This is a genomic window from Elusimicrobiota bacterium (assembly GCA_016182905.1).
Taxonomy (GTDB): domain Bacteria; phylum Elusimicrobiota; class Elusimicrobia; order UBA1565; family UBA9628; genus GWA2-66-18.
On record JACPFR010000052.1, the window covers coordinates 1 to 15,182 of the forward strand.

Annotated in this window: 17 protein-coding genes; 15 read left to right on the forward strand and 2 right to left on the reverse strand. The window is 69.7% G+C overall.

Features of this window, described 5'->3' with window-relative positions; translation table 11 throughout:
* The coding region (locus tag HYV14_15580) for a hypothetical protein (protein MBI2387409.1) at positions 1–648 on the forward strand (648 nt) is incomplete at its 5' end.
* Here HYV14_15580 and HYV14_15585 read toward each other — a convergent pair.
* Positions 572–2,446, reverse strand: a complete 1,875-nt coding sequence (locus tag HYV14_15585; protein MBI2387410.1) for a hypothetical protein — start codon at positions 2,444–2,446, stop codon at positions 572–574. The two genes, HYV14_15580 and HYV14_15585, sit on opposite strands and share 77 nt — an antisense overlap.
* A gap of 66 nt (positions 2,447–2,512) precedes the next feature.
* Between HYV14_15585 and HYV14_15590 the strand changes: the two genes are divergently transcribed.
* The 13 genes from HYV14_15590 (at position 2,513) to tatC (ending at position 11,650) form a co-directional block, all read left to right on the forward strand.
* A complete protein-coding gene (locus HYV14_15590; protein ID MBI2387411.1) occupies positions 2,513–3,052 on the forward strand; it encodes a PTS sugar transporter subunit IIA in 540 nt (179 codons plus the stop codon).
* The gene (locus HYV14_15595) at positions 3,042–5,024 is read left to right on the forward strand and encodes an APC family permease (protein ID MBI2387412.1); all 1,983 of its coding nucleotides are present in this window, start codon (positions 3,042–3,044) and stop codon (positions 5,022–5,024) included. Before HYV14_15590 ends, HYV14_15595 begins: the two co-directional genes overlap by 11 nt.
* Positions 5,025–5,041: 17 nt before the next feature.
* Positions 5,042–5,554 (forward strand): peptide deformylase, encoded by a 513-nt coding sequence (def, locus tag HYV14_15600; protein ID MBI2387413.1) that lies wholly within the window; start codon positions 5,042–5,044, stop codon positions 5,552–5,554.
* 82 nt (positions 5,555–5,636) lie between these two features.
* On the forward strand, positions 5,637–6,587 hold the full coding sequence (locus tag HYV14_15605; GenBank protein MBI2387414.1) for a methionyl-tRNA formyltransferase: 951 nt from the start codon (positions 5,637–5,639) through the stop codon (positions 6,585–6,587).
* Positions 6,584–7,543 (forward strand): PASTA domain-containing protein, encoded by a 960-nt coding sequence (locus HYV14_15610; GenBank protein MBI2387415.1) that lies wholly within the window; start codon positions 6,584–6,586, stop codon positions 7,541–7,543. The genes HYV14_15605 and HYV14_15610 overlap by 4 nt, the downstream gene beginning before the upstream one ends.
* Positions 7,544–7,569: 26 nt before the next feature.
* The gene (gene rpe, locus HYV14_15615; protein ID MBI2387416.1) at positions 7,570–8,235 is read left to right on the forward strand and encodes a ribulose-phosphate 3-epimerase; all 666 of its coding nucleotides are present in this window, start codon (positions 7,570–7,572) and stop codon (positions 8,233–8,235) included.
* Positions 8,236–8,247: 12 nt separating this feature from the next.
* Positions 8,248–8,505, forward strand: coding sequence for a 30S ribosomal protein S16 (gene rpsP, locus HYV14_15620; protein ID MBI2387417.1), 258 nt, complete (start codon positions 8,248–8,250; stop codon positions 8,503–8,505).
* Positions 8,506–8,512: 7 nt separating this feature from the next.
* Positions 8,513–8,740 (forward strand): KH domain-containing protein, encoded by a 228-nt coding sequence (locus tag HYV14_15625; GenBank protein MBI2387418.1) that lies wholly within the window; start codon positions 8,513–8,515, stop codon positions 8,738–8,740.
* Between the two features lie 3 nt (positions 8,741–8,743).
* Positions 8,744–9,418 (forward strand): tRNA (guanosine(37)-N1)-methyltransferase TrmD, encoded by a 675-nt coding sequence (gene trmD, locus HYV14_15630; GenBank protein ID MBI2387419.1) that lies wholly within the window; start codon positions 8,744–8,746, stop codon positions 9,416–9,418.
* Between the two features lie 19 nt (positions 9,419–9,437).
* Entirely contained in the window at positions 9,438–9,878 is a 441-nt protein-coding gene (gene rplS, locus HYV14_15635; GenBank protein ID MBI2387420.1) for a 50S ribosomal protein L19, read from the forward strand.
* A gap of 1 nt (position 9,879) precedes the next feature.
* Entirely contained in the window at positions 9,880–10,515 is a 636-nt protein-coding gene (locus tag HYV14_15640) for a ribonuclease HII (protein MBI2387421.1), read from the forward strand.
* Positions 10,512–10,865, forward strand: a complete 354-nt coding sequence (locus HYV14_15645; protein ID MBI2387422.1) for a YraN family protein — start codon at positions 10,512–10,514, stop codon at positions 10,863–10,865. The genes HYV14_15640 and HYV14_15645 overlap by 4 nt, the downstream gene beginning before the upstream one ends.
* Complete coding sequence (gene tatC / locus HYV14_15650; GenBank protein ID MBI2387423.1) at positions 10,862–11,650, forward strand: twin-arginine translocase subunit TatC; 789 nt, start codon at positions 10,862–10,864, stop codon at positions 11,648–11,650. The genes HYV14_15645 and tatC overlap by 4 nt, the downstream gene beginning before the upstream one ends.
* Before the next feature lie 25 nt (positions 11,651–11,675).
* Here the strand turns inward: tatC and HYV14_15655 are convergent, their stop codons facing one another.
* Positions 11,676–11,996, reverse strand: a complete 321-nt coding sequence (locus HYV14_15655) for a helix-turn-helix domain-containing protein (protein MBI2387424.1) — start codon at positions 11,994–11,996, stop codon at positions 11,676–11,678.
* 223 nt (positions 11,997–12,219) lie between these two features.
* Here HYV14_15655 and HYV14_15660 point away from each other — a divergent pair, with 223 nt between their 5' ends.
* Positions 12,220–15,057, forward strand: coding sequence for a nucleoside monophosphate kinase (locus HYV14_15660; protein MBI2387425.1), 2,838 nt, complete (start codon positions 12,220–12,222; stop codon positions 15,055–15,057).
* The last annotated feature ends 125 nt before the right edge of the window (positions 15,058–15,182 follow it).

A 15,182-nucleotide genomic window follows, 5' to 3' on the forward strand; every position in this document is an offset into this window, starting at 1 on the left:
GCCGCCGCCGCCGCGCCGTGGCGCCGCGGCGGCCGGCCCCGGCTGGCGGCCGGCGCCCTGCTCGCCTGGCACGCGGCGTCCTCCGCCGCCGCTCTGCCGCAGCCGCTCGCCTACGCGAACGAGGCGTTCGGCGGCCCCGCGGCCGCGCGCAGGCTCATGGGAGACTCGAACGTGGACTGGGGCCAGTCCCTGCCCGAGCTCGCCGAGTTCGTCGCGAAGAATCCCGGCGGTCTGATCCTGTCCTACTTCGGCCGGGACTGCCCGGCCCGTCTCGGCCTCGCGGCGCAAGACGCGTTCTCGACGCCGGGACCGTGCCCGCGCGGCGCGCCGCTGCCCGTCGACGCCGGACAGGAGTGGCTCGCCGTCTCGGCGACGAAGGCCCAGGGCTTCTATGAGAGCGGCCCGCCCGCGTGGGGGTGGCTCGCCTCGCGCGCGCCCGCCGCCGTCGCGGGCCGGGCGATCCTGATCTACGACGTCAGCCGCGACGCCGGCGCCCACGAGCGGCTGGCCGCGATGTACGCGGCGTCCGGCGAGCCCGCCGCGGCCGCGCGGGAGCGCTCGCGCGCGAAGTTCATCTCAGCTCGTGAAGAGCGAGACCGTCCCGCGCGAGCACCAGGCGCGCCTCGAGCCGCAGGCACTCGGCCATGAGCGCGAGCGTGCGCGCGTCGTAGTAGCCGGGATCCTCCCGGTAGAGGTGCGAGCCCGGGTGATCCAGGACGTGCGTGACGCCGAGGGCCTCGAGGCGCCGGGCCAGCGCGCCGGGATCCGGGAGGCGCCGGTAGTCGATCATCGCCTGGTTCATCGGGTCTCCCCACAGGTAGTCGAAGCCGGCGCCGTAGCCGCGCACCTCGCGGAACAGGAGGACCTTCGCGTCCGGGGGCAGGAAGGCGCGCGCCTCGCGGTAGAATCCCGCGACGTCGACGCTGCGCTCGGCGAACACCGCGCGCCGGTCCGCGTCGGGAAAGGCCGCCGAGCGCACGCCGAGCACCGCGAAAAGGGCGTTGTTCGCGGTCAGGGCGGCCGCGGGCAAGGCCGCCGCGAGGACGAGCGCGGCCGCGGCCGCCCGCCGGCCGCGGCCTCCGGCGAAAGCGCCCTCGGCGGAGCGTCCCGCCGCCAGCGCGAGCGCCGGCCAGACCGGCATGAGGAACCTCCAGGCCTCGTTATGCCGCCAGGCCAGGAAGACGTAGGCGGGGGCGGCCGTCCACAGCCAGCGCTCCGCCGCCGTCGCGCCGGGGCGGCGGCCGCGCGACAGCGCGAGGAGGCCGAGCGCCGGCAGGACGAGGAACCCCGGCCCGTCGTGCGCGAGCAGCGACGCCGGAGGCGGGAAGTCCCAGCGGTTGGAGCGGAGGTAGCGCGCGGCGAGCTCGGCGGCCTCGGGGCCGATCTTGAGGAAAGGCCAGGCCGGGTCGCCGGTCGCGCGCCAGGTCGTCCACAGCCAGGGGCCGATCATCAGCGTCGCGGCCGCCGCGCAGAGCAGGGCCTCGCGGGGGCGCCGCGTCTTCCAGAGCAGCGCCGCCGCCCAGGCGCCGAGCGCCGCGACGCCGAGCAGCTTCGACGAGCCGGCCAGCCCGGCGAGCAGGCCGCCGGCGACGAGCCAGCCGTCCGCCTCGGTCTCCTCCCAGCGCGACAGGGCGTAGGCCGCGGCGAAGACGAACAGGGCCGCCGCGGCGTCGGCGTGCGCGGCGCCGGCCACGCGCAGCAGCGCGGGCTGGCCGGCCAGCAGCAGCGCGACGGTCCAGGCCGCTCGCGCCGTCCCGGCGCACGAGGCGGCGGAGCCGACGAGCAGGAAGGCGGCTCCCGCGTGGACGAGGGCCGCGGCCCCGTCGGAGCCGGCCGCGAGCGGGAGGGCGTAGAACACCTCCATCAACCGTGGCCAGTGGGCGTGGATGATCCAGGGCACGTCGACGAGCCGTCCCGCCTTGAGGTAGATCTCGGGCAGGGCCAGATGATAAGCCAGGACGTCCCACTCGACCGGCGGAGCCAGCGCCGTGATCGCGGCGCAGACGGCGGCGTACGAGAGCAGGCCCGCCGCGGCGCCCTCGGCGGCGGTCCGCGGCGGCGCGGCCGCGGGAAGCGCCGGGCGCAGGAAAAGGACGGCGATGACCGCCGCCGCCGCCGCCAACCAGGCCAGCGCGGTCGGGGTCAGATGCCCGGTCCAGGTCAGGAGGAAGACGGCTTGCGCGAGAAGGCCCAGGCCGAGCGCGGCCTCGGCCGCTTTCCCGGCGAAGGCCTTGGGCCGGACGCGCAGAAGTACTGCCGCGCCTCGTCCCAGGCCCGCGCCCGCCGCCCACAGCGCCGCGGCCGCGAGCAGAGGCAGGACCGCCCGGGTCGCCCATAGCAGGACGGACTGCCCGTCGATGGAGGACGGATGGGACAGCAGATACCCGCCCACGCCCCGGGCGTGAACGAGAAAAAGAATAAGGAAAACGGCGATGGCGGCCGGCACGAGGCAGATTCTACGCCATTTGACACCCCCCCCGGGTTGTGCGATAATAACGCCAGCATCCCCCCCATGGCCTGGTTCCAGAAGAAGACCCCCGAGGCGGCCGCAGAAAGCCCTAAAACCACGCCCATCCCGCGCGTGGGCAAGGGCTTGAAGGTCGCGTCCATACTCGCCGAGGACGCCATCCTCTTCCCCGCCGAGGGCCACGACAAGGCCGCGGTCCTCCAATCCCTCGCCGCGGCGGTGTGCGGCAAGGCCGGCATCGCCGACTGGGCCTCGTTCCTCGCCAAGGTCCAGGAGCGCGAGCAGGGCATCTCGACGACGCTCGACACCGGGCTGAGCCTTCCGCACGCCCGCATGGACGGCATACCGGGCATACTCGCGGGGATGGCCGTCCTTAAAAAGCCGATCCCCGACCCCAAGCAGCCCGATCTCTCCATCCGCGTCATGTTCCTCTTCTTCTCGCCGAACAAGCAGGACGCCTTCCCGCTGCACCTGCAGCTCCTGCGCGGCGTGTCCTCCCTGTTCCAGCCGGCCCTCATCGACCAGCTCACCGCGTCTTCCGGTCCCGCCGCGGCCCTCGAGCTGATCAAAAAGCTTGAAGCCTGAGCCCCGCCCCGGGCGGCGCGTCACCGAGGTCGTCGTCCTGACCACGGCCATGCTGTCGTTCATCTCCTTCTGGCGCGCCGCGGCGATCGTCCTGTGCGACCTGGCCTCGACCGCCTGGTACGTCGGCGGGATCGTCGAGACCGCGATCGGTCCCGCGGCGCCGTGGTTCATCCTCGGCGTCATGCTGTGCTCCGCGCCGATGCTGATGCTCTACGTCGAGGGCTCGAGCATGTTCGTGCGCGGCGGGGTGTACAAGGTCGTGCGCGAGTCCATGGGCGGCAGCCTCGCCAAGGTCTCGGTGTCGGCGCTGATGTTCGACTACATCCTGACCGGCGCGATCAGCTCGGTCTCCGCCGGCCAGTACCTCGCCGGCCTCGTCAACTCGGCCTTCCCGCACCTGCACGTCCACTGGTCCGTGGACCCGAAGGTCTTCTCGGTGGTCTTCGCGCTCGGCGTCGTCGCTTATTTCTGGCGCCAGAACATCAAGGGCATCGAGGAGTCCTCCGACAAGGCGATCAAGATCATGTCCCTCGTCGCCGTCATGGCCGTCGTCATCTTCGCCTGGGGCGCGTACACGATCTGGTCGCGCGGGTTCCGCTGGCCGGGGCTCGACGTCTCCTTCACCCACGAGTCGCTGGGCTGGTTCCCGAGCCATCTCGCGCTCGGCCGCCTCGGCCTGCTCGTCGCGTTCGGCCACGCCTTCCTGGGCATGAGCGGCCTCGAGACCCTCGCCCAGGTCTACCGCGAGATGGAGGCGCCCAAGCTCAAGAACCTCAAGCGCGCGGCGGCGGCGATCTTCGTCTTCGCGCTGCTGCTGACCGGGACGATCTCGTTCCTCGCCGTCGGCCTGATCCCCGACGAGGTCCGGCACACCTACGCCGACAACCTCCTGTCCGGCCTCGCGATGTCGATGGCCGGCCCCCACTGGCTGCAGCTCCTGCTGCAGGCGTTCGTCGTGCTCGTCGGGGTCATCATCCTCTCCGGGGCGGTGAACACCTCGATCATGGGCTCGAACGGGGTCCTCAACCGGCTCGCCGAGGACCGAATCATGCCCGACTCGCTGCGCCATCTGCACCCGCGCTTCGGCACGACGCACCGGATGATCAACCTCGTCGTCCTGCTGCAGGCGGCCACGATCGTCCTGTGCAGCGGCGACGTGTACCTGCTCGGCGAGGCGTACGCCTTCGGCCTGATCTGGAGCTTCGTCTTCAACGCCGCCGCCGTCCTCGTCCTGCGCTTCAAGGACCGCTCGAGGCGCGAGTGGAAGTTCCCCGGCAACCTGAAGCTCGGAAAGCACGAGCTTCCGCTCGGCCTCGCCGGCCTGTTCCTGCTCGTCCTCGCGGTCGGCCTCGTCAACCTGCTGACCAAGAAGGTCGCGACGGTCTTCGGCTTCGGGTTCACGGCCTTCTTCTTCATCCTGTTCATCATCAGCGAGCGGATCAACAAGCGCGAGAAGGCGCACGGCGAGCACCGCGAGAAGTTCAACCTGCGCAGCGCCGGAGACCTCGCGATCGTGCGCGAGGAGATCGAGCGCCCGAACCGAGTGCTCGTCGCCGTGCGCGACCCGGGCAACCTCTATCACCTCAACAAGACCCTGGAGACGCACGACTCGGAGACGACCGACCTCGTGGTGTTCACCTCGCGCATCCGCAAGGGCCTCAGCCTCGTCGACGAGACCGTGTCGATGGACCACGACGAGGAGAAGCTGTTCACTCGCGTCATCGAGGCTGCCGAGAAGCACGGCAAGACCGTCACTCCGATGCTCGTCGTCTCCAACGAGCCCTTCTACGCGATCACCCAGGCCGCGCAGGCCGTCGGCGCCACCGAGGTCGTCTTCGGCGTCTCGGCGAAGCTGTCCACCGACGCCCAGCTCGAGCGCCTGGCAATGACCTGGGGCTCGCTGCAGAAGGACAAGCAGCCCGTGCGCTTCCGCATACTCGGCCCCGGCGTCGAGCACGCCGTCGACTTATAATAGAAGAAACGCGAGCCATGCCCATCCGACGAATCACCAAACACGGCGAGCGGGTCTTGAAGACTCCCTGCCCCCCCGTCGACTACGAGGCTCTCAAGCCGGAGCTCCCCGCTTTGCTCAAGGACATGTGGGCGACGATGGCGGCCGCGCGCGGCGTCGGCCTGGCCGCGCCGCAGATCGGGCTGTCCCTGCGCCTGGCGGTGATCGACGTGAAGCCCGAGGGCAAGTCCCAGCGGATCGTGCTGATCAACCCCGAGCTCGTCTCCCTCGAAGGCGAGCTCAACGACGAGGAGGGCTGCCTGTCCCTGCCCGGCGTCTACCATAAGCTGCGCCGCCACGCCCGCGCCCGCGTGCGCGCGCTCGACGAGCACGGGGTCTCGCGCGAGCTGTCGGGCGAGGGCCTGCTCGCGCGCGCCTTCCAGCACGAGATCGATCATCTGGACGGCAAGCTCTACGTCGACCGGCTCCCGTTCGAGGACCGGCTCAAGGTCCTCGACGTCATCAAGACCGCCAAGCCGGGCTGGGATTGATCATGGCCGCAAAACTGTTGTTGACAACAGTTTTTGGCGCCCGGACTGTGGATAGCGGGGATAGTCCTGCGAAGGCGCAGCGATGAAAACGATCTTCTTCGGAACCCCCGAAACCGCCGTTCCGTTCCTGAGGCTTCTCGCCGCCAGGACCGAGGTCCTCGCCGTCGTGTCCCAGCCCGACAAGCCCGCCGGGCGCGGCCTGCAGACGGCGCCGACGCCGGTCAAGGCCGCGGCGCTCGAGCTCGGCCTCAAGGTCCTCCAGCCCGCGAAGCCGTCCGAGGTCGCCGCCGAGCTCAAGGCCTTGGGCGCGGACCTCGGCGTGGTCGTCGCCTACGGCCGCATCCTGAAGACCGACGCGCTCTCGTCGACGCGGCTCGGTCTTCTGAACGCTCATTTCTCGCTGCTGCCGAAATACCGGGGCGCCGCGCCGGTGCAATGGTCGCTCGTCCGCGGCGAGAAGAGGACCGGCGTTTCGCTGTTCTGGCTCGACGAAGGCATGGACACCGGCCCGATCCAGTCGGTCGTCGAGACGGAGATCGGCCCCGATGAAGACGCCCCCGCCCTTCTATCCCGCCTGACGGCCCTCGGCGTCGACCTGCTCGATCCCGTTTTGACCGATCTAGCCGCCGGAAAAGTCGTTCGTCGCCCGCAGGAGGGAGTCCCGAGCGCCGCCCCGCTCATAAAGCGCGAGGACGCGGCCATCGATCTGTCCCGGAAAGCCGAGGATATCCATAATCTGGTCCGGGGCTTCCGCTCCTGGCCCCGCGCCGCCCTGGAGCTGGTCTCCGGCAAGGTCCTGGTGCTCAAAACGAGTACGGCGGAGCCGTCCGACCCTCCCGCGACGGGCGCCCCCGGGCGCGTACTTTCCGTTGGACGAAATAAGGGGATTTTGGTAGAATGTTCGTCCCGCAGCCGTCTGTGGTTCCTCGAAGTACAACCAGAGGGAAAAAAGCCGCTCAACGCTGCTGAATTCGCCAACGGCCTCCGTTTGGCCGCTGGTGGTCTTTTGCCGTTATCCGGAAAAACGATTTGACCACGAAAGCCGCCGAAGTCAGAACGCTCGAAGTCGCCGCCGTCGCGGCGGCTCTCCTCGTGTTCGCCTACTTCGTCCTGAACTGGGGCCTCGAGGGCGTCATCCACACCCGCCGCACGCAGACCGTCCCCGACCTGAAGAGCCGCTCGATCGCCGCCGCGCTGGATCAACTGGCGCCGCTGAACCTGGGCCTGCGCAAGACGGGCGTCGAGTTCGACGCGTCGGTGCCGATCTCCTCCGTGCTCCGCCAGGATCCTCCCGCGGGCACCGTCGTGCGCGAGGGCAAGACGATCAAGGTGATCGTCAGCCAGGGCGGCCAGACCGTGCTGGCGCCCGCGGTCGTCGGCCTGCCCCTGCGCAACGCCGAGATGATGCTGCGCCAGTCCCAGCTCGCCCTCGGCGAGGTCAGCGAGTCCTACTCGCTCAAGCAGGAGAAGGGCCTGGTCCTCTCCCAGGACCCGAAGGCCGAGGCCAGCGTCGAGCGCGACGCCCTCGTCAACCTCGTGGTCTCCGGCGGCGCTCCCCCGGGGGGCGTTTCTTTGATGCCGGACTTCCTGCGCAAGAACGTCGACGAGGCGCAGTCGTGGGCCGCCGGCGCCGGCGTCAAGCTCGACATCAAGACCGACGCCTCCTCCCTTTTCCCCAACGGCACCGTGATGACCCAGACCCCGGCGGCCGACACCGTGCTCTCCCCCGACGCGAAGGTCCACCTCCTCGTCAGCGGCCGCAAGGGCGCGGCGCCGACCGTGGCCGCGAAGACCTTCAAGTACGAGCTCCCCCAGAGCGGCTCCGAGAGCCAGGTGCGCGTCGTCGTCGTCGACAAGTACGGCGAGCGCGAGCTCTTCAACGGCGTGCGCAAGCCCGGCACGAAGATCGAGGTCCCCGTGCAGGAGACCGGCGGGGCGCGGGTCAAGATCTACATGAACGGCATCCTGGTCGAGGAAAGGGACCTGTGATAGTGGCGACAAGAACCGTTGCCGTCGTGCCTTCTCTCCTGGCCGGGGATCTCGCGCGCTTGGGCGACCAGCTCGACCAGGTGAAGGCCGCGGGCTGTCATTGGCTCTCCATCGACGTGATGGACGGTCATTTCGTCCCCAATCTGAGCTTCGGGCCCGATTTCGTCAAGCTCGCCAAGAGGAAAGGCTTTTACGTCGACACCCATCTGATGGTGACGAACCCCCTCCAGGTCGCGCCGTGGTTCGTCGAGGCCGGCACGGACATCCTGACCGCGCATATCGAGGCCGTCGAGGACGGCCCCTCGGCGTTGAAGGCGATCCGCGCCCTCGGCGTGAAGGCCGGCCTCGCCGTGAAGCCCAAGACCCCGGTCGACGGCCTGGTCGCCGCGCTGGAGTTCTGCGACCTCGCCTTGGTCATGACCGTCGAGCCCGGCTTCGGCGGGCAGACATTCATGCCCGACATGATGCCCAAGGTCGCCGCGCTCCGCGCCGCGATCGACAAGAACGATTCGAACTGCTGGATCCAGGTCGACGGCGGAGTCAACGCCGTCAACATCGCGCAGTGCGCCGCCGCCGGGGCCGACAGCCTCGTCGCCGGCTCGGCCGTCTTCGCCGCCAAGGATCCCGCCGCCGCCTTTCGGGAGCTCGAGCTCAAAGCCCGGGCCGCTTTTAAACCTCAGCAACAGCCGTAAACGGAGAAAGAAATGGTCGTCATCAGACTGCAGCGCAAAGGCAAGCCGCACCAGCCCTACTACCGCGTCGTCGCCATCGAGAAGGCTCGGGGTGCTACGGGCAAGCCGATCGAAGTGCTCGGCTCCTACAACCCCCGCGTCGAGACGCAGGGCAAGAAGGTCGAAGTCGACAAGACGCGCTACGAGTACTGGATCGGCGTCGGCGCCCAGCCGTCCGAGACCGTCCGCTCCCTCGTCAAGGCGGCGTTCAAGGCGGCGGCGGCCAAGTAAGATGCTCATGAAGGACCTGACGCTCTTCATCGTCAAGCGCCTGGCCGACAAGCCCGACGCGGTGTCGGTCGAGGAGGAGCAGGACGGGGACATCACCGTCCTGAACCTCATCGTCGACGAAAGCGACAAGGGCAAGGTCATCGGCAAGCAGGGCAAGGTCATCAAGGCGATCCGCGCCCTCGTGGGCGTGGCCGCGCAGAAGGCCGGCGTGCGGGCCGAGGTGGACATCGACTAGCCCATGAGGATCGACTTCGTGACGTTGTTCCCCGGCATGTTCCCGTCCGTCATGGACGCGAGCATGATGGCGCGCGCCCAGGAGAAGGGGCTCGTGACTTGGGGCTGCGTGAATCCGCGGGATTTCACGACGGACAAGCATCACAAGGTCGACGATCGTCCCTTCGGGGGCGGGCCGGGCATGCTCATGATGGCTGAACCCTTGGAAAAGGCGATCAAGAGCATAAAGACGAAGAATTCGAAGATCGTGCTGCTGTCCCCGCAAGGAAAGACTTTCAACGACAAAACGGCGTTGAGATTTTCACGGGAAGAGCACCTTATTCTCGTCTGCGGGCACTACGAAGGCATAGACGAAAGGCTGATGCCGCTGTTTCATGAAGAAGTATCGGTCGGCGATTACGTATTGACCGGCGGCGAATTGCCGTCTATGCTCGTCGCCGACGCCGTGGCGCGCCTCGTCCCGGGCGTGCTCAAGAAGGAAGACGCGGCCGTCTCCGAGTCGTTCACGGACGGCCTGCTCGATTTCCCGCAGTACACCCGTCCCCGCGTTTGGAAGGGACGGGAGGTCCCGGAGGTCCTTTTCTCCGGAGACCACGCGAAGATCGCCCAGTGGCGTCGTGACGCCGCCGCGAAGGCGACCAAGCGAAAGCGTCCCGATCTGATCGAACGGGCGAAATAAGAGACGTCAGGAGAAGCGTATGATGGCTGCAATGGATGAGAAGAAGAAGGTCCCGGATTTCCGTCCCGGAGACACCGTCAAGGTGCACATGAAGGTCAAGGAAGGCGAGTCCGAGCGCGTCCAGGTGTTCGAGGGCGCGGTCATCGTGCGCCGCGGCCGCGGCGCGAGCGAGAACTTCACCGTTCGGAAGATCTCCTTCGGCGTGGGCGTGGAGCGGACGTTCCTGATCTCGTCTCCCCACATCGAGAAGATCGAGCTCGTGCGCGAAGGCAAGGTCCGCCGCGCCCGCCTCTACTATCTCCGCGACCTGACCGGCCGCTCGGCCCGCATCGAGGACCGCGAGGGCGTTCAGGCCCCCGCGGCCCCGGCGAAGCCCGAGGCTCCCAAGGCCGAGGCCCCCAAGAAGGTCGAAGCGCCCAAGGCCCCGAAGGCCAAGGACGCCCCCGCCGTCGCCAAGTAATTTGGACGGCCGGGCCTTCGACGACGACGCTCGCGCGCGCGGCCGCACCGCGACGCTGATCGGCGTGGACGAAGCCGGCCGTGGGCCCCTCGCGGGCCCCGTGGTGGTCGCGGCCGTGTCTCTGCCGAAGGTGCCTTCGGCGGCCTTGAGGCGGGCGCGCGACTCGAAACAGATGACCCCGAAGAGCCGATCGCGGCTCTTCGGGGTCATTCGTTCCCAGGCCCTGTCCGTCTCGGTGGCGTGGGCGCATCCCCGGGCGATCGACCGGGACAACATCCTGGCGGCGACCTTGTCCGCGATGGGCCGCGCCGCGCGCCGCGCGGCGGCCCGGACGGGCGAGGCGAGCGTGCTGGTGCTCGTCGACGGCCCCCGGTCCATCCGCGGCTTCGACCTGCCGCAGCGCACGGTCGTCGACGGGGACGCCAAGTCTCTCTGCATCGCCGCGGCCAGCGTCGTCGCGAAGGTCGTGCGCGACCGGTGGATGCGGCGCCTCGCGCGGCTCCATCCCGGCTACGGCTTCGCGGCCCACAAAGGCTACGGGACGAAGGCGCATCTGAGCGCCCTCGCCGAGCTGGGGCCGTGCGCGGCCCATCGCCTGACCTACGAGCCCGTCGCGCGGCAGGCGGTCCCGCGATGAGCGGCCGCGCCGAGACGGGCCGGGCGGCGGAGGACGCGGCGGCGGAGCTGCTGCGCGCCAAGGGCATGACCGTCGTCGAGCGCAACTTCCGCGCGAAGGTCGGCGAGATCGACCTCGTGGCGCGGGACAAGGACGAGATCGTCTTCGTCGAGGTCCGCGCCCGCGCGTCGTCGTCCTTCGGGGGCGCGGCCGCCTCCGTCGGCGGCGCCAAGCGCCGCAAGCTGATCAAGGCGGCGCAGCTGTGGCTGCAGGCCCGGGCGTGGACCGGCCCGTGCCGCTTCGACGTCGTCGCCCTCGACGCGGGAACGGCGTCGCACATCCCCGCCGCGTTCGACGGGAGCGGCCGGTGAGCGTGGAGCTCGTGCCGCAGGACCTCCCGGACGACCTCCCGGAGGAGAAACGGCTCCCGCTGTGGGACCACGTCGGCGAGTTCCGCGACCGCCTGATCAACAGCGCGATCGCCCTGTTCGTCGCGACCGCCTGCGGCTACTTCCTGCGCTTCCGCCTCTGGGACCTGGCCCAGCGTCCGCTGCGCGTCGCCGCGCCGGCTCTCGTGGCGCCCTTCACCTACACCGACCTGGCCGAGCCGTTCATCTCGATGATGCGCCTGTCCTTCTGGACCTCGGTGTTCGTCATCTCCCCTTACCTCTTCTATCAGGTCTGGGCCTTCGTCCGGCCGGCTCTGCGCGACCGCGAGCGGCGCATGGCCGTGACCTTCACGGCCGCGACGAGCGTGTGCTTCGTCGCGGGCGCCGTGTTCGCCTATTTCGTCGCCTTCCCCGTGCTGGCCAACGTCCTCCTCGACGAGGCCGGCCGGGCCGGCCTGCGCCCCAACCTGAAGCCCACCGAGTACCTGAACCTGTTCCTCTGCGTCGTGGTCGGCACGGGCGTCTCCTTCGAGGCGCCGGTGCTGTTCTACTTCCTCGCCCGCTTCCGGCTGGTGAGCGCGCGCGCGATGATCCGCTACTGGCGCGAGTCCACGGTGGCCATACTCGCCGCCTCGGCCTTCCTCACCCCCGGCGACCTGATCGCGACGACCATCCTGTTCGGCGGCGTCCTGCTCGGCCTGTACTTCCTCTCGACGGCCGTCGTCTGGCTCGTCGAGCGCTCCCGCCCCGCCTCCTCGGACCTCTAGTCCGAGGATGACCTCAAGGTCATCATCACTCCCGCGCCGGCAGTGATGATGTCTTGGACGACATCGTCCGCCCCTTCCGGAACGGGCGCGACTGGCGCGGCAGGTCGAGCGCGTCAGGGATGACGAGAGGCTCATAGCCTAGCGGCCGCCACAGGGCCCTGAGCGTGCTCAATTTGACGTCGTCTCCCGCTTCGATGCGGGAGATCCGCCGCTGGCTCACTCCCGATCGTTTCGCCAGTTTGGCCTGCGTGAGCCGGTGATATTTCCTGATGAACCAGCCCTGGCGGTCGAAGGTCCAGGTACGCCAGGCGCCGGCGGCTTTCGCCGCCGCAGCCACCTCTTCCATCACGTCGGGGGCGGCGGCGATCCTCTTAAGAAGTTCGAGCACGGTTCGGTCATCCATACCTTCATACGATCGAGCCCCCGAAAAAGTTGCATGGCGCGGGAAATCAAGCGCAATCATCCTGGAAGCCCGCTCGGACCTCTGTGCCGGTAGTTCCTTGGGCCCAGGAGACCTCGGGTCCTAGGGCCCTGACTCGCCCTCCGCTCGGCCGTTATCCTCATATAGAATGACGACGCGCAAGAAGCTCCTGGCAGTCCTCCTGGCGACGCTTCAAGTCGCGTGGTCCTTCTCGTGGGGCGCCTACGAGGCCTTAGCTCAGGTCGTCAACGCCTCCGCCGCCCAGGCCCACGCCGGCGGGGTCCCCGCCATTCCCGCCTCCGCCGTCGGCGCCTTCTCTCCGGTCGGCCAGACCCACGCTCTCCCTCAGGCGTCGCTTTCCGCCTCCTTCGTCCCCGGCCTCACTCCCGTCCCGGTCCTGACCCCGTCCGCCGCTTTGGCTCCCGCCGCGCTGACCCCCTCGGCCATGCGATCCGCCCCGGCGCTCCAGGCGGCGCGGCCCGCGGCCGCCCGGGCCTCGGCCTCCGCTCTCGCCCGTTCCGCCGCCCCCGCTCTCCAGGCCGCCGCCCTGAGCGCCGCCCCTCGGGACGGCGTGATGGCGACCGTCCGCCGCGACGCCCCCGTCGAGGACTCGAGCCGGGCCGGCGCCGAATCCTTCGCCGCCCTGTACCCCGAGGCGCTGATCGAAGGAGGCAGGGGAACCCTCGCCGATCCCGTCCGCGCCCCCGCCGCGACCGCGCGCCGCGCCGTCTTCCGCTTCGCGCCCGTCGCCGCCGCGAAGAACGACGCGCCGCTTCCCGTCGAGACGCCCGCGGCCAAGACCCCCGCCTCGGCGAAGCCCTTCTGGCACCGGCCGCTCGTCCGCGCCGCGGCCTTCGCGGGCGTGGCCGTCGTCGCCGCCCTCGGCCCCCTCCTCGCCGCGAACGTGGGCGTCGTCGCCGCGGCGGGCAGCGCGGCGCTCAGCGTCATCGGCATCCCGCAGATCTGGAAGAACTTCAAGGGCGGCAAGGACGGGGTCAAGGACCTCGCCATCGCCAGCCCCCTGATCTGGTTCGCCGCCGCCGCCTTGCTGTCCGTCGTGTCCATCGGCTCGGGCGCGAGCCTCTGGTGGAACCTCGCCAACGTCGCCGGCGTCGTCGAGAGCGGCGTCGTCGTCGGCCAGATAAACTGGCACAAGCGCGACCGCAAGGAGCTCAAGGCCACGGCGCTCACCGCGCTGGCGGTGCTGGCGCCTTTGCCCCTGATCGCGGGCGCGATCTTCATGCCCCTGTCGGCCTGGCTGACCGCCTCGTTCACCGCGGCGATGGGCCTGCTGTGGGTGCTGAACTGGCCCCAGATCCGCCGGAACGTCAAGATCTTCGCGCGGGAAGGCCGCGCGCCCCAAGGCATCGCGCCGATGTACCCGGCCCTGGTCGTCGCGGGCAGCCTCCTGCACCTCTACGCGGCCGTGATGGGCGGCGACGTCCGCTGGGCCGTCAACGCCGCCATCGGCATCCTCACCGCGGCCATCGTCCTCTCCCAGATCTACGCGCCGAAGGCGGCCAACTCGCTGATCGGCCCGCTGGTCCGCCTCGTCGACCGCCTGACGCCCGGAAAGGCGGCGGCCGGCCCCGCCGCGCTCAAGGCCAAGGCGAAGGCGCTGATCGCCCCCCTCCTGCCCGCCGGCTTGTCGCGCCACGCCGCGACCGACGGCGGCAAGGCCATGGCGCGCGCCCTCGAGGCGGCCCGCGGCCTTCCCGGCCGCAGCGTCGTGTTCCTGGAGGCCCCGACCGCCGCCGGCAAGTCCACCTTGGCCGAGGGCCTGAAGACGACGCTCGGCGAGCGCGTCAAGGTCTTCCCCGTGGACCGCTACTTCAAGCCCAAGGCCGAGGTCCCCATGGGCCCCGACGGCCAGCCCGACTTCGACCGTCCCGACTCCCTGTATCTCGACCGCGTGGCGGACGACATCCGGACCTTGCTCGCGGGCGGCAAGGTCGAGCTGCCGCTCAACGACATGGCGACGCAGACCACGCGCTTCGACAGCGGCGAGTACCTGACGCTCGGGGCCGACGAGGTCCTCGTCGTGGACTCGATCTACGCCTCGCACGACAAGCTCATCAAGGCCGCGGAGGGTGCTGCGACCCTCAACGTCTATCTCGACGCTCCCGCCGTCATCCGCCTCGCCCGCCGCCTGCGCCGCGACCGCCTGGAGCGCGGTATTTCCGCAGAAACGAATCTCAAACGATGGCCCGTGATCCTCCAGGACGAGAAGGAGTTCATCCTCCCGCTCAAGCGGCGCGCCGACTTCGTCGTCAACCTGATCGGCGCCGAGGAGATCGGAAGGCTCGCCGACACCTACGGCGACGTCCTGGCGGCCGAGTGGACCGCGAAGGGCGAGGATCCGGCGCTGACCGCCCGCTTCCTCGAGGGCGTCCGCTCCTCCCTGCTGGCCGACCGGAGCTCCCGGGCGCTGCGCATCCTCATCACGGGGCCCCCCGGCTCGGGCAAGACCACTTATGGGAAGATGCTGGCCCGCGACTACGGCATGATCCATATCTCCGTCGGCGAGCTGCTCCGCGCGAAGGCCGCCTCCGACCCGGCGCTCGCCGCCGAGATGTCCAAGGGAGAGCTCGTGGACTCGGCGCTCGTGCGCGGCGTGGTCCTGGAGCGCCTCTCCCGCCCCGACGTGCAGGCCTCCGGCTTCGTCCTCGACGGCTTCCCCCGCCGCCCCGAGGAGATCGGCGTCATCGAGTCCTGGATGAAGGAAGGCGGCACGATCGACGCGCTGGTCAACCTCAAGACGCCCGAGGCCGAGCTCCAGCGCCGCATCGCGGCCCGCGGCCGCATGGACGACAGCCCCGAGGTGTTTCAGCGCCGCATGGAGATCTACCGCGAGGAGACCGCCCCCGTCCTCGAGCACTTCCGCAAGACCGTGAAGGTGCTCGAGACCGACGCCGCCGGCCCCGACGCCGCGGCGAACTACGCCGGCGTGCGCGAGCTCGTCGAGCAGGTCCGGTCCGAGCCGTAACGGCGACGAACGGATGAACCACTAAGACACCAAGACACAAAGAAAAGAAGAAGGGTAACGGCACGCCGATGCCGTTACCCTTCCTTTTCCGTTCTTCGTGTATTGGTGTCTTAGTGGTTCATCCG

Excerpts from the sequence above, each read along its gene's own strand:
- rplS (MBI2387420.1), top strand. The coding sequence starts at position 9,438 with ATGATGGCTGCAATGGATGAGAAGAAGAAGGTCCCGGATTTCCGTCCC.
- HYV14_15590 (MBI2387411.1), top strand. The coding sequence starts at position 2,513 with ATGGCCTGGTTCCAGAAGAAGACCCCCGAGGCGGCCGCAGAAAGCCCT.
- HYV14_15645 (MBI2387422.1), top strand. The coding sequence starts at position 10,512 with ATGAGCGGCCGCGCCGAGACGGGCCGGGCGGCGGAGGACGCGGCGGCG.
- HYV14_15605 (MBI2387414.1), top strand. The coding sequence starts at position 5,637 with ATGAAAACGATCTTCTTCGGAACCCCCGAAACCGCCGTTCCGTTCCTG.
- HYV14_15660 (MBI2387425.1), top strand. The coding sequence starts at position 12,220 with ATGACGACGCGCAAGAAGCTCCTGGCAGTCCTCCTGGCGACGCTTCAA.
- def (MBI2387413.1), top strand. The coding sequence starts at position 5,042 with ATGCCCATCCGACGAATCACCAAACACGGCGAGCGGGTCTTGAAGACT.
- rpsP (MBI2387417.1), top strand. The coding sequence starts at position 8,248 with ATGGTCGTCATCAGACTGCAGCGCAAAGGCAAGCCGCACCAGCCCTAC.
- HYV14_15655 (MBI2387424.1), bottom strand. The coding sequence starts at position 11,996 with ATGGAAGAGGTGGCTGCGGCGGCGAAAGCCGCCGGCGCCTGGCGTACC.
- trmD (MBI2387419.1), top strand. The coding sequence starts at position 8,744 with ATGAGGATCGACTTCGTGACGTTGTTCCCCGGCATGTTCCCGTCCGTC.
- HYV14_15625 (MBI2387418.1), top strand. The coding sequence starts at position 8,513 with ATGAAGGACCTGACGCTCTTCATCGTCAAGCGCCTGGCCGACAAGCCC.